General features: G+C 69.3%; 10 protein-coding genes. 8 read left to right on the top strand and 2 right to left on the bottom strand.

Features of this window, described 5'->3' with window-relative positions; all coding sequences use genetic code 11:
* Nucleotides 1–171: 171 nt before the first annotated feature.
* Nucleotides 172–1,005, top strand: a complete 834-nt coding sequence (kce, locus tag AKJ08_RS09905) for a 3-keto-5-aminohexanoate cleavage enzyme (RefSeq protein WP_050725923.1) — start codon at nucleotides 172–174, stop codon at nucleotides 1,003–1,005.
* Between the two features lie 169 nt (nucleotides 1,006–1,174).
* Here the strand turns inward: kce and AKJ08_RS09900 are convergent, their stop codons facing one another.
* On the bottom strand, nucleotides 1,175–1,390 hold the full coding sequence (locus AKJ08_RS09900) for a TIGR04563 family protein (RefSeq protein ID WP_050725922.1): 216 nt from the start codon (nucleotides 1,388–1,390) through the stop codon (nucleotides 1,175–1,177).
* A 141-nt stretch (nucleotides 1,391–1,531) separates the two neighbouring features.
* Here AKJ08_RS09900 and AKJ08_RS09895 point away from each other — a divergent pair, with 141 nt between their 5' ends.
* From AKJ08_RS09895 to AKJ08_RS09870, 6 genes are all read left to right on the top strand, one after another.
* Nucleotides 1,532–3,286 carry a hypothetical protein gene (locus AKJ08_RS09895; protein WP_050725921.1) on the top strand — a complete coding sequence of 585 codons (1,755 nt, stop codon included), beginning with the start codon at nucleotides 1,532–1,534 and terminating at the stop codon, nucleotides 3,284–3,286.
* Between the two features lie 325 nt (nucleotides 3,287–3,611).
* Nucleotides 3,612–4,601 (top strand): tRNA lysidine(34) synthetase TilS, encoded by a 990-nt coding sequence (gene tilS / locus AKJ08_RS09890; RefSeq protein WP_050725920.1) that lies wholly within the window; start codon nucleotides 3,612–3,614, stop codon nucleotides 4,599–4,601.
* A 229-nt stretch (nucleotides 4,602–4,830) separates the two neighbouring features.
* Nucleotides 4,831–6,747, top strand: coding sequence for an ATP-dependent zinc metalloprotease FtsH (gene ftsH, locus AKJ08_RS09885; protein ID WP_050725919.1), 1,917 nt, complete (start codon nucleotides 4,831–4,833; stop codon nucleotides 6,745–6,747).
* Nucleotides 6,748–6,917: 170 nt separating this feature from the next.
* On the top strand, nucleotides 6,918–8,171 hold the full coding sequence (gene folP, locus AKJ08_RS09880) for a dihydropteroate synthase (RefSeq protein WP_240475287.1): 1,254 nt from the start codon (nucleotides 6,918–6,920) through the stop codon (nucleotides 8,169–8,171).
* Nucleotides 8,162–8,977, top strand: a complete 816-nt coding sequence (gene cdaA, locus AKJ08_RS09875; RefSeq protein WP_050725918.1) for a diadenylate cyclase CdaA — start codon at nucleotides 8,162–8,164, stop codon at nucleotides 8,975–8,977. The genes folP and cdaA overlap by 10 nt, the downstream gene beginning before the upstream one ends.
* Before the next feature lie 58 nt (nucleotides 8,978–9,035).
* Entirely contained in the window at nucleotides 9,036–9,950 is a 915-nt protein-coding gene (locus AKJ08_RS09870) for a CdaR family protein (RefSeq protein WP_050725917.1), read from the top strand.
* A gap of 56 nt (nucleotides 9,951–10,006) precedes the next feature.
* Here the strand turns inward: AKJ08_RS09870 and AKJ08_RS09865 are convergent, their stop codons facing one another.
* Nucleotides 10,007–11,071, bottom strand: coding sequence for a branched-chain amino acid aminotransferase (locus AKJ08_RS09865; protein ID WP_050725916.1), 1,065 nt, complete (start codon nucleotides 11,069–11,071; stop codon nucleotides 10,007–10,009).
* 231 nt (nucleotides 11,072–11,302) lie between these two features.
* Between AKJ08_RS09865 and glmM the strand changes: the two genes are divergently transcribed.
* Nucleotides 11,303–12,673: a phosphoglucosamine mutase gene (glmM, locus tag AKJ08_RS09860; RefSeq protein ID WP_050725915.1), complete on the top strand. Its 1,371-nt coding sequence runs from the start codon at nucleotides 11,303–11,305 to the stop codon at nucleotides 12,671–12,673.
* The last annotated feature ends 78 nt before the right edge of the window (nucleotides 12,674–12,751 follow it).

Here is a 12,751-nt window from a genome sequence, read left to right as displayed (position 1 = left end):
CCTTCGTCCTCGAGCGCGGGTGGTTTCGTGCGCTCGTTGTCCCCTACATGTAGCGCCTGCCGAGCTCCTTGGGAGTGACGGCTCCCGCCAGATCGACGGACCCCCGCTGCCAAGTCGCTTGCCTCACAGGCCTTCCCTTGGCAACGTCCGGCCGCAAAGGAGGACGACAGCATGAACCCCGTCGTGATCACCGCCGCCCTCGTCGGCGCCGAAACCACCCGCGAGCAGACTCCCTACCTGCCGATCTCCCCCGAGGAGATTGCCCAGGAAGCGAAGAGGTGCCGCGATGCCGGCGCGTCCATCGTCCACCTCCACGTCCGGGAGCCGGACGGGAAGCCCTCGCAGAGCGCGGCGCTCTTTCGCGAGACCATCGAGCGCATCCGGGTGCTGGCGCCCGATCTGATCTGCCAGACCTCTACCGGCGGCGCCGTGGGAATGGACGTGGACGAGCGGGCGCAGCCCCTCACCCTCACCGGGGCCGCGAAGCCCGAGATGGCCACCGTCACCACCGGCACGGTCAACTTCGGCAACGACGTCTTCTGGAACCCGCGCTCGCTGGTGCGCGAGATCGCGAAGCGGATCCGCGCCGGCGGCATCGTCCCCGAGATCGAGTGCTTCGACGCCGGTATGATCGACGAGGCCTTCGCGCTGCAGAAGGAGGGTCTCCTCGACTTCCCTGCGCACTTTGACTTCGTCCTGGGCGTGCCCGGCGCGCTCGCGGCCAAGGAGGCGGCGCTCGACTTCATGCGCTCGCAGATCCCCGAGGGCTCGACCTGGACCGTGGCCGGCGTCGGGCGGCACCAGCTCCCGATGGCCGAGCTCGCCCTCGAGAAGGGCGGCAACGTCCGCGTGGGCCTCGAGGACAACATCTACCTGTCGAAGGGGGTGCTGGCGAAGGGCTCGTACGAGCTGGTCGCCAGGGTCGCAGAGCTGGCCGCCGCCAAGGGACGCGCCGTTGCGACGCCCGACCAGGCCCGCGGCCTCCTGCGCGTCCCCCCTCGCTGACCGCGCAACCGATCGTGCCTCGCGCGAGCCAGAGGCGAGCAAACGAAAAAGAGCGCTTCTCGCGCGTAGCGCGAGATGAAGAAATCGCTCCCGCGCCGCGGGGGTGATTTCTTCACACGCTCGCGAGGCACGTACCCGGGGCCGTCCGATCGGCGGCCCCGTTTTCGAATTAGTAGCCCTGCTCTTCGCGACGATCCGGCAGGGGAGGATCGCCGATCACGTCGTTCACCGACGGGAACCGGGTGATCTCCGCGCGCGCGATCCGCCAGGCCTGCTGCACGATCCACGAGAGGGAGCGATCCTGCCGATTTGCCTCGACCTGGATCTCCTGGAGCATCTCCTCGGGGAAATAAAGGCTCTGCTTGCGCTTGTCGGTCCCTGCCATTCTTCGCGCTCCTATGTCGGATGTAGGATTTCTTGCGATTCGACACGTTGTGGGGCCACAAGTCAACGCGAAGCTCTCGATTTGGCAGCCAAGTGACCGCTCGCTAGACTGGGTTCGAACGGCCAACCGTCGGGGAACCCCATGCGACGCCTCTATCGTCTCTGTCTGGCACTCTTTGCCTGCGGCCTGGTGGCGTGCGGGAACCAGCGGACCGTCACCCTGCCGCCGGCGATCTCCGTCGAGGCCGACGACGGAAAGAAGCTGGACGATCTCGCCTTCGGCAAGGTCCCCATCGAGCAGAGCCGGACGCTCTCTCTCGTGCTCCACAGCCTCACCGTCACGTCGGTCGAGATCGCGAGCCTCCACTTCGAGTCCGAGGACGGGGTCTCGGCGGCGGCCTTTTCGGCGGATCCGGCCGGTGATTTCTCGGTTCCGGGAAACCGGCAGACGACCGTGTCGATCGGCTTCCGTCCGACAGAGGTCCGGCCCTACGTCGCCGAGCTGGTGCTCGCCACGAACGATCCCAAGCAGGCGTCGATTCGCCTGCCGGTTCGGGGCGAGGGGATCAAGGGAGCGATCCGCGTCCTCGCCTGTCGCGCCGACGACAAGAACGACACCTGCGTCGGCCCCGAAGTGGAGGCGCCGTCCTCCCTCGACCTGGGCGAGGTGATCGCGGGGCGGCACGTCAAGGCGCGGGTCAAGGTGAGGAACGTCGGCTACGACACCCTCGAGGTCCGGTCGATCGCCTTCGCCGACGGGGCCGCTGCGGCAGCCGTCGGGTTCGGCCTCGGTGAGGAGGCGACCCGCGTCGAGGTCATCCCGCCGGGAGCCGGCGTCACCTTCCATCCGACCTTCGATCCGCCCGTCGGGCTCGAGGGCGAGGTGGGCACCACGATCGTGATCGCCTCGAGCGACCCTCAGGTCCCGACCGTGGAGCTGCCGGTAGTGGCGCTCGTCGCTCCGAACCGACCGCCGAACGCCTGTCTGACGATCCGCGAGGTGCGTCGCCAGGGCCGCGATCCCGAGCCCCCCGGGCCGGGGCCGGTGGTCATCGGCCCGCTCGACGAGCTCGTGTTCGACGCCGCGGTTCGGCCGGGCTGCACGGCGGACCCCGAGGACGGCGAGGACATCGACACGCAGTGGTCCCTGGACGGCCCCGACGCCTTCGCCCGCCTCGAGCCCGTGTCCGGCGCGAAGCTGCGCCGCTTCTTCCGGGCGGAGGTGATCGGTACCTACACCGTTGGTCTGACGGCGGTCGATCGAGTCGGGCTCACGTCTTCAACCGACGAGGACGGCGTGCCGGCGGTGGTGAGCTTCGAGGTGAGACCGCAGCAGGCCATCGCCGTGGAGATCCGCTGGCCCGATTCGCCCTTCGTGGACCTCGACGTGCACCTGGTGCGCGGCAGCCCGGACAAGCTCTGGGACACCACGGACGATTGCTCCTGGCGGAACCCCATGCCGCCCTGGGGCAACAGCCCGCCGGTCACGAGCCCGAAGCTCGCCATCGACGACCAGGGCGACGGGAGCCTCCTCGAGACCGTCTGGCTCAACCGGCCCGAGTCCGGCGAGACGTACTGGGTCTTCGCGCACTTCTTCGAGGACCGGCGGGGGCGGGACTCGGCGCCTAGGTGTACGGACAGTTCGTCTTGCGGCGCCGGCAGGGTCTGCTCGGCAGGCAAGTGCATGCCGCCCGTGGACGTGCAGGCTCGCCTCTTCATCGAAGGCGAGGAGAGCTTCGGCCTCCCCGGCGCCACTCGCTTCGAGGGTCCGTGCGACACCTGGCTGCTGGGCGGCGTTCGCTGGCGAAGCACGCCGGGCGGGGCGGTGGACGTGCTCCCGACGGACGCCGTCTACGTGGACGGGCAGCCCGTTGGCGGTCAGTGCGTGCAGGATTGAGCAAGAAAAACGGGCCGCCGGTTTGACCCGGCGGCCCTAGTGGACCCAGAGGGGGAGGGGGGGGACCCCTGGATCCGACCGCTGTCGGGAGGGCGTGCCCCCCGTAGTTCGTTCGCGCTACAGGCGCGTTGCGAGGCGTCAGGTTCGCTCGCAGAAGACGCTCGCAGAAGATTCGCTCCGAGGTTCCTCGTCGCGTTTCGTTCCCTCCAACCTGCCTCGTCTACTTCTCATTCCGTCCGCGGGATCCCGTCCGGGTTTCCGCGCTGCTTTGATTCAGAATATACCTCTGCGCACCAATGCCCACAACATTCGAACGCCAATCGTCGTGAGGAAAACCGTCCTGGGATCCCCAAAGCTCCGGATCGCGCTGGAGCGCCTCGCGTCCGGACTCGACCGCCTGGAGGTCCGCGGCGGGCAACCGGTCGTCGTAGCATTCAGCGGCGGAGCCGACTCGGCGGCGCTCCTCGCCCTCCTCACGAGCTTGCCGAGGGGGCGACGGCTCGAGCTCGAGGCGGTCCACGTCGATCACGGACTCCGCCCGGAATCGGCGGACGACGCTCGACGGGCGATGGAGGCCGCCCGGACGCTCGGCACGGCCTGCCGCGTCGTGACCATCGAGGCGTCGGGCAAGGGCGGCCTCGAGGCCGTGGCCCGGCGTGGCCGATACGCCGCCCTGGCTGCAGCCGCGGCGGGCAGGCCGATCCTCACCGCGCACACGGCAGACGACCAGGCGGAGACCGTCCTCTACCGGCTCGCCAGAGGGACGGGCACCCGTGGCCTCGCCGGGATCCGGCCGAGGGTGCGGATCGCCGGCGGCACGGTGCTTCGCCCCCTCCTCGAGGTCGAGCGGGCGCTCCTGCACGAGACCGTGCGGCTCCTCTCGCTGCCAGTGGTCGAGGATCCCTCGAACCGGAGCCTCAGGTTCGCAAGGAACCGCCTGCGGCACGAGGTGTTGCCGGCGCTCGAGGCCGCGCTCCCCGGCGCGTCCGCGAGGCTCGCGCGGGCGGCGCGGCTGGCGACGGCCGACGAGCGCCTCCTCGAGAGCCTGGCGACGCGCGCCCTCGGCCGGCTGCGGCGCGGCGACGGCCTGGACACCGAAAGCCTGGTCCGCCTCCCCGAGGCGCTGCGGGGACGGGTGATCCGCCGCCTGGTGGAAGACGCCGGGGGCAGGGTCCCGAGCGAGGCGCGGGTGGCCGAAGTCCTCTCGATCGCGCGCGGGGAAGGCGGCGAGCTCCACCTCCCCGCCGGAATCCGCGTAACGGTCGATCGTGGGATCCTCGCAGCCGCGCCAGGGCTCACGGGGCGGAGGCGATGAACCGAACGGGACTCGCGTGCATCTGCTAATAGGCCCCGATCTCCGGCCTCGACGAGCCACCAGGAAGGCGAGGTCGACCCGGATGGTTGGGGTGGAGTCGGCGTCGTTGCCGATGGAGCGGGCCCTCGAGTTCCCGGGGCCGCTCGGGCCAGCGCCGCCGCTTTCCTTGAGAAAGCGCGCGGTCTCTGGTTACGGTTAGGGAACCTTGAGAGCCGAGGGACGATAGCTCGTGAGACAGTCTTACAAGACCGTGCTGCTGTGGGTGGTGCTGATCGTGATGTTCGTCAGCTTCTACTCCTTCTTCAACCACAACGGCACCGAGCTCAAAGAAACCGACTACTCCGACTACCTGTCGAAGGTGGAGCAGCAGCAGGTGGAGTCCGTGGCCATCAAGGGCACGACCCAGACCTACGTGCTCAAGGGGGACAAGACCGAGTACCGGACCTCGGGCCCCGCCGGCGAGAAGTTGATCGAGAAGCTCGACCATAACGGCGTCAACTTCAAGTTCGAGCGGGAGGAACAGGGGTCGATCTGGCTCCAGGTGCTGCTCCAGGGCCTGCCGATCGTCATCCTCTTCGTGCTCTTCCTGCTCTTCATGCGGCAGCTCCAGGGCAGCGGCGGCAAGGCGATGGCCTTCGGGAAGTCGAAGGCCAAGCTGCTGTCGGAGGTCCAGAATCGGATCACCTTCTCCGACGTGGCCGGCATCGACGAGTCCAAGGACGAGCTCGAGGAGATCGTCTCCTTCCTCAAGGATCCCAAGAAGTTCACCCGGCTCGGCGGCCGCATCCCCAAGGGCGTGCTGCTCATGGGCCCTCCGGGCACGGGCAAGACGCTCCTCGCCCGGGCGGTGGCCGGCGAGGCGGGCGTCCCGTTCTTCTCCATCTCCGGCTCGGACTTCGTGGAGATGTTCGTGGGCGTCGGCGCCAGCCGCGTGCGCGACCTCTTCGAGCAGGGCAAGAAGAACGCCCCCTGCATCATCTTCATCGACGAGATCGATGCCGTCGGCCGACACCGCGGCGCGGGCCTCGGCGGTGGCCACGACGAGCGCGAGCAGACCCTCAACCAGCTCCTCGTGGAGATGGACGGCTTCGAGTCGAACGAGGGCGTGATCCTGATCGCCGCGACGAACCGGCCGGACGTCCTCGACCCCGCGCTGCTGCGCCCCGGCCGCTTCGATCGCCGGATCGTGGTGCCGAGGCCCGACGTCAACGGACGTGAGGGCATCCTCAAGGTCCACACCCGGAAGACCCCGATTGCACCGGACGTCGATCTCTCCGTGATCGCCCGCGGCACCCCCGGCTTCTCCGGCGCGGACCTCGAGAACCTGGTGAACGAGTCGGCCCTCCTCGCGGCCCGCATGAACAAGGACCGCGTGGACCTCTCCGACTTCGAGGCGGCGAAGGACAAGGTCATCATGGGCACGGAGCGTCGCTCCCTCGTGATGAGCGAGAAGGAGAAGCGGACCACCGCGGTGCACGAGGCGGGTCATGCCCTCGTGGCCAAGCTCCTCGCCGACGCCGACCCGGTCCACAAGGTCACGATCATCCCCCGCGGCCGCGCGCTGGGCGTCACCCAGCAGCTCCCGGTTGAGGATCGCCTGAACCTCTCGAGGGACTACGCCCTCGATCGCATCGCGGTGCTCATGGGCGGCCGCATCGCCGAGGAGCTGGCCTTCAACGGCCAGAAGACCACCGGCGCCGGCAACGACATCGAGGTCGCCACCGACATGGCGCGCAGCATGGTCTGCGAGTGGGGCATGAGCGACAAGCTCGGGCCTCTCGCCTTCGGCAAGAAGCAGGGCGAGGTCTTCCTCGGCCGCGAGATGGGCACCAGCCCCGACTACTCGGAGCAGACCGCCCGCGACATCGACCAGGAGGTCCGCGAGATCGTCACGCAGCAGTACGCTGTGGCCCGAAAGATCCTCGAGGACAACTACGACACCCTGATGACCATCGGCGACGCCCTGATGGAGTACGAGACCCTCGACGGCCCCGACCTCGACGTGCTCATCGGCGGCGGCAAGATCCAGCGCGAGAAGCCTATCCCTCCGGCGGCGGCGCGCCAGCCCGAGAAGGAGAAGAAGGAGAAGAAGAACCTCCTCCCCGGCCTGGAGCCTCTGCCGAAGCTCGAGGTGGGCAAGGCCTGATCCCTCCCCCACGGGGCGGAACGAACGAAGCGGCCGTACGGGAGCTCCCGACGGCCGCTTCGCCGTTTAAGGTGCCTTCCCCCCGGAATTCGCCGCCGGAACCGGTGGATTCGGCGGCGGCGCCGGACCCGGCGCTGTTATGCTCGCCCAACTCGTTCCAACGGCAGGCCATGACGATCCGCGCGCGCTTCCTCAGCCTCGATCGAAACTCCGACCTGCGGCTGGCCTTGCGCACCCTGGGTTTCCCCGGCGGAGCCGTGGAGTTCCTGGCCGGCTCGCTTCCCCAGGGGCACCTCCTCGTCTCGGGTCTCGAGGCCCCTTGCGCCACCTTGGTGCGCCGCCTCGTCGCCGAGGTGCCGGGGATGCCCCGCATTCTCGAGGGGATTCGCTCCGGCGCCATCCTCGTCTCCGGCAGGCTCTCCGAGATCAAGTACCTGGGCCTCAAGGTGCAGGCGCGCCTGGACGTGGATCAGGCCCCGATGGCCGGCGGCCTGATCCAGCGCGCCTGTTTCCACGCCGGGCGGATGGAGCCGGTCGAGATTGGCAGCCTCAAGGCGGGAGCGGGCCGCACGCTGGTGATGGGGATCCTGAACGTCACGCCGGATTCCTTCTCGGACGGCGGCCGCTTCCTGGATCCGAAGGCCGCTCTCTCCCGCGCCATGGCGCTGGTGGAGGCGGGCGCCGACCTCCTCGACGTCGGCGGAGAATCCACGAGGCCCAAGGGGCTCTACGGCGAGGGCGCGCGCCGGCTCACGGCCGCCGAGGAGCGCTCCCGGGTGGAGCCGGTGGTGCGCCTGCTCGCCTCGGAGCTGCCCGGCGTTGCGATCTCAGTCGACACCTCCAGCGCCGAGGTGGCGGAGGCCGCCATCGGCGCGGGGGCAGTGATGATCAACGACGTGCGCGGCCTCCGGGACGACGCCCTCGCCGACGTCGTGCGCCGGAATCGGGTCGCGGCCTGCGTGATGCACATGCCGGCGGAGCCCGGGGAGATGGCCGAGCACACCTCCTACGAGGACGTGGTGGGCCAGGTCGGCGAGGCGCTCTGCGATCTGGTGGATCACGCCGAGGCGAGGGGCGTTCCGCCCGGCCGCCTGCTCGTCGATCCCGGCATCGGTTTCGGGAAGACCTTCGGCCAGAGCCTGTTCCTGCTTCGGCAGCTCGCCCTGCTGGAGGCCGCGGTCGGAAGGCCGGTCATGGTCGGCACCAGCCGGAAGGGCTTCCTGGGCCACGTCACCGGCCGCCCGGTCGAGGAGCGGGATCCGGCGACCGCCGCCAGCGTCGTCGCCGCCATCCTGGGCGGGGCCGCGGTGGTGCGGGTCCACGACGTGGCGGCATGCCGCGACGCGGTCCGGGTGGCGGACGCGATCGCCCTTGGCGAGGAGGGCGGCGACTTCTTCGCCGCCGAGGACGACGGATGGACCTGAACGGGCTCTTCGGGCTCGGTGGAAGCTGGCAGGTCGCGATGGCGATCGCCGACGTCCTCATCGTCTCCTACGTCATCTACCGCGTCCTGCTGCTGATCAAGGGGACGACCGCGGTGCCCATGCTCGTGGGCCTGGGCATGATCACCGTCGCCTTCTTCGCCTCGAAGTGGCTCGGCCTCCACACCTTCCACTGGCTGGTGAGCCAGTTCCTCTCCTACTCGTTCATCTTCGGGATCATCGTCCTCTTCCAGGGGGACATCCGCCGCGGCCTCGCGAGGCTGGGCCAGGGCTGGAGCCTCGGCTACGACCGCGCCGGCGAGGCCTCGCGGATCGAGGAGCTCGTGCAGGCGGCGGTGAAGCTGGCGCAGCGGCGGCACGGCGCGCTAATCGTCCTGGAGCGCACCGCGGAGCTGGACGAGCTGATCCACCAGGGCATCCGCGTCGACGCCGAGATCTCCGACGAGATCCTCCTCTCGATGTTCCAGCCGGGCACGCCGCTCCACGACGGCGCGGTGGTGATCTCGAAGGGGCGGATCGCCGCCGCCAAGTGCGTGCTCCCGCTGTCGGCGAATCCCACCGTCGACCACGACCTCGGCACGCGTCATCGCTCCGCGATCGGCCTCACGGAGGACGTCGACGCCGCGGTGATCGTGGTCTCGGAGGAGCGGGGGAGGATCTCACTCGCAGTGGGAGGGAAGATCCACCGGGACATGGACCCGGAGGTCCTGCGCAAGTTCCTGCTGCGGCTCTATGCGCCGCCGCGTCGCGGCTCCTTGCCGCAGCGCCAGAGAAAGGTGGCCGCGTGATGCGGGCGCGGCGAGCCGCGAACGGCGTCGGGATCGCGCGCACCGGGGCGGTGGCGGCATGATCCGCGACATCTTCGCCGAGAACCTGGGCCTCAAGCTCTTCTCCCTCGTCCTGGGCCTCGTGATCTTCCTCGCCGTCCGGAACGAGCAGGAGGTGACCACCTCCGTGGCGGTGCGACTGATGCTCCGCGAGCCGGACGGTCTGATCAACACCGGGGAAGTGCCATCCGAGGTCACGGTGCGTGTAGCCGGCCCGTCCGGTCGGGTCCGCGCCCTCGACCCGACCGCCCTGGGGCCCGTCGTCCTCGACCTCTCTACCTTCGAGCGGGGCGTGAGCCTCGTCCGAATCCGGGAGGAGCAGCTCGGCGTTCCCCCGGACCTCAAGGTCGTCGCGATCTCCCCCTCGGCCGTGAGCCTCAAGCTGGAAGCCAAGGAGCGGAGGCGGCTTCCGCTCAAGGTGGCGCTGCAGGGGAGCGTCGCGCCGGGATACGTCATCGACAAGGTCGAGGTGAAGCCGACCGAGGTCGAGGTCGAGGGGCCGCAGCGGGAGCTTCGCGAGGTGCGCGCCGCCCGGACGATCCCGGTGGACCTCGCCGGCGCCGTCGATCAGCTCGTCGTCACGACCGGGATCGAGCCTCCGGGCCCGCACTGCCGGCTGGGTGGTACGGAGAAGCCCGAGGTGCGGATCACGATCGTGCCCGAGCGGATCGAGAAGACCGTCCGCGTACCGATCCAGGGGCTGGGTGGAGGCGCGTTCTTCGCCCAGGCGAGGCTGCGCGGGCCGAAGCTCGTCCTGGATGCGCTCGACGAGAACCGCCTGCGGGCGTCAGCGGGCGAGCCATCGAAGGTCGACGCGCGGCTCCCGCTTCCGGTGAAGATCGAGAACCTCCCCGAGGGCGTGGAGCTCCTGGAGCCCCATCCGACGGTGGTCCTTCCCGCTCCCGCGTCGCCGCCGCGCAGCCGTCGCCGGTGAAGGAATCGGTCCCGCAGAAGCGGGCCCGATCTCCTCAGCTCGCGCTATTCTTCGCCTCAGACCGCGCGGAGCCAGCCGCGGGTGTCCGGGAGCTTGCCGTACTGGATCCCGGTGATGGTGTCGTAGAGGCGGCGGGAGAGCTCTCCCATCTTGCCGTCGCCGACCACCAGGGACTCCCCGTGGTAGCAGAGCTCCTTCACGGGCGAGATCACCGCAGCCGTGCCGGTGCCGAAGACCTCGCGAAGCTCGCCGCGGGCGTGGGCCTCCCTCACCTCGTCGATGGAGACCGGCCGCTCCGACACCTTGGCGCCCCACTCCCTGAGCAGGGTGATGGCCGTGTCGCGGGTGACGCCGTCGAGGATGCTCCCTCCGAGGGGAGGGGTGACGACCTCGTCGCCGATCCGGAGGAAGAGGTTCATGGTCCCCACCTCCTCGAACCAACGGTGCTCGATGGCGTCGAGCCAGAGCACCTGGGCGTATCCCTTCTTCTTCGCCTCCTCGCCGGCGAGCAGGCTGGCCGCGTAGTTCGCGCCCGCCTTCACGGCGCCGAGGCCGCCCCTGGCTGCGCGAACGTACTTCGCCTCGACCCAGATCCGCACCGGATCGATCCCCTCGGCGTAGTACGCGCCAACGGGGCTCAGCACGACGAAGAAGGTATAGGTCTTCGCCGGACGGACGCCCAGGAAGGGCTCGGTGGCGATCAGCGTCGGCCGGATGTAGAGCGCGGTGCCGGGGGCGCGGGGCACCCAGTCCTGCTCCACCCGGACGAGCTCGGTGATCATCTCGAGCATGAAGGCCGGATCGATCGGCGGGATGCAGAGCCGCGCCGCGCCCGCCGCCATCCGCTCGCAGTTCTTCTCCGTGCGGAAGAGGCGGACCTTCCCGTCGCCGCCGCGGAAGGCCTTGATCCCCTCGAAGAGCTCCTGGCCGTAGTGGAGGACCGCGGCGGCGGGATCGAGGGAGAGCGGCCCGTAGGGGACGATCCGCGCGCCGTGCCAGCCCTTGTCGACGTCGTAGTCCGCCAGCAACATGTGGTCGGTGAAAATGCGCCCGAATCCCAGGCCCCCCTCGTCCGGCTTGGGCTTGCGCGTCGCCGCGGGCACGAACTGGATGTGGCTCATCGCTGACTCCTCGTCGGAATGGGGAGGGCGCATGTTCCGACTCGATCGAAATTTGGTCAACCCGCGATCTCGCTTTCGATGGCCGGTGTCGAACGGTCGCGTCGCGAGGCGATGGGACCCCGTCCGAGCGGCGTGGCCTCTGGACGAAGGAGCCGTTCGGCGGTAGAGCGACCCCATTCTTTGCGACGCCGGGCTTCGATGCCGGCGTGAACGGGTAGGGGAAGACGATCCATGAACGAGGCAAAACCGGCGAGCCGCAAGCTCTTTGGGACCGACGGCGTCCGCGGCGTCGCAAACATCCATCCGATGACGGCCGAGATGGCGCTCCAGCTCGGGCGGGCGCTCGCCTTCCTGATCCGGAACGGCAGCCATCGGCACAAGATCGTGATCGGCAAGGATACGCGCCTCTCGGGATACATGCTGGAGGGCGCGCTGATGTCCGGCGTCTGCTCGATGGGCGTGGACGCGGTGCTGGTCGGGCCGATCCCCACGCCGGGGATCTCCTTCCTCGTCGAGTCGATGCGTGCCGACGCCGGCGCGGTGATCAGCGCCTCGCACAACCCCTACCAGGACAACGGGATCAAGTTCTTCGCGAGGGACGGCTTCAAGCTCCCCGACGAGACCGAGGCCAGGCTCGAGTCGCTGATCTTCGACAACAAGATCGAGCACCTCCGGCCCACGGCCACCAAGGTCGGAAAGGCCTTCCGCATCGACGACGCCGGGGCGCGCTACGTGGTCCACCTCAAGGCGATCTTCCCTCGCTCGCTGACGCTCGAGGGCATGACCGTGGTGATCGACTGCGGCAACGGCGCTGCCTACAAGGTGGCGCCGATGGTCTTCGAGGAGCTGGGCGCGAAGGTGATCCGCCTCGGCGTCGAGCCCGACGGCAAGAACATCAACAATGGCGCGGGCGCGCTCCACCCCGAGCGCATGTGCAAGGCCGTGGTCCGGCACAAGGCCCAGATCGGGATCGCCCTCGACGGCGACGCGGATCGCGTGATCGTGGCGGACGAGAAGGGCGAGGTGATCGACGGCGATGCGATCATGGCGATCTGCGGCCGGCACCTCCTCGCCAAGAAGCACCTGGCGAAGAAGACCGTCGTCGCGACCGTGATGAGCAACATGGGGCTCGACCTCGCGATGGCCGAGGTCGGCGGCAAGGTGGTCCGCACCCAGGTCGGCGATCGCTACGTCGTCGAGAGGATGCGCCGGGACGGCCTCAACTTCGGAGGCGAGCAGTCCGGGCACCTCGTCTTTCTCGATCACGCCACCACCGGCGACGGCATCGTCGCGGCCCTCTCGCTGCTCGCGGTGATGCTGGAGACGGGCAAGCCCCTCTCGGAGCTGAGCCACGTCTTCGTGCCGGTTCCCCAGACCCTGCTGAACGTGCCGGTGAAGCAGCGCCGGGACCTCGACGAGCTCCCGACCGTGCTGAAGACCATCCGCGGCGTCGAGCTCAAGCTCGGCAAGGATGGCCGCGTGCTCGTGCGCTTCTCCGGGACCGAGGCGAAGGCGCGGGTCCTGGTCGAGGGGCCGGACGCCCGGAGCAACGAGACCTACGCTCGCGAGATCAGCGAGGCGCTCACCCAGGCCCTTCGCTGACCACTCGAAGCGGTTCCTCCGGGCAAATGTTGGCGGGCGAACCCCCGGCCGCTTCCCCGCCGCCAGGGACCGAATCGT

This window comes from Vulgatibacter incomptus, from assembly GCF_001263175.1.
Taxonomy (GTDB): domain Bacteria; phylum Myxococcota; class Myxococcia; order Myxococcales; family Vulgatibacteraceae; genus Vulgatibacter; species Vulgatibacter incomptus.
The sequence above is the reverse complement of the archived record's forward strand: the minus strand, read 5'-3'. Positions and strand labels throughout refer to the sequence as shown.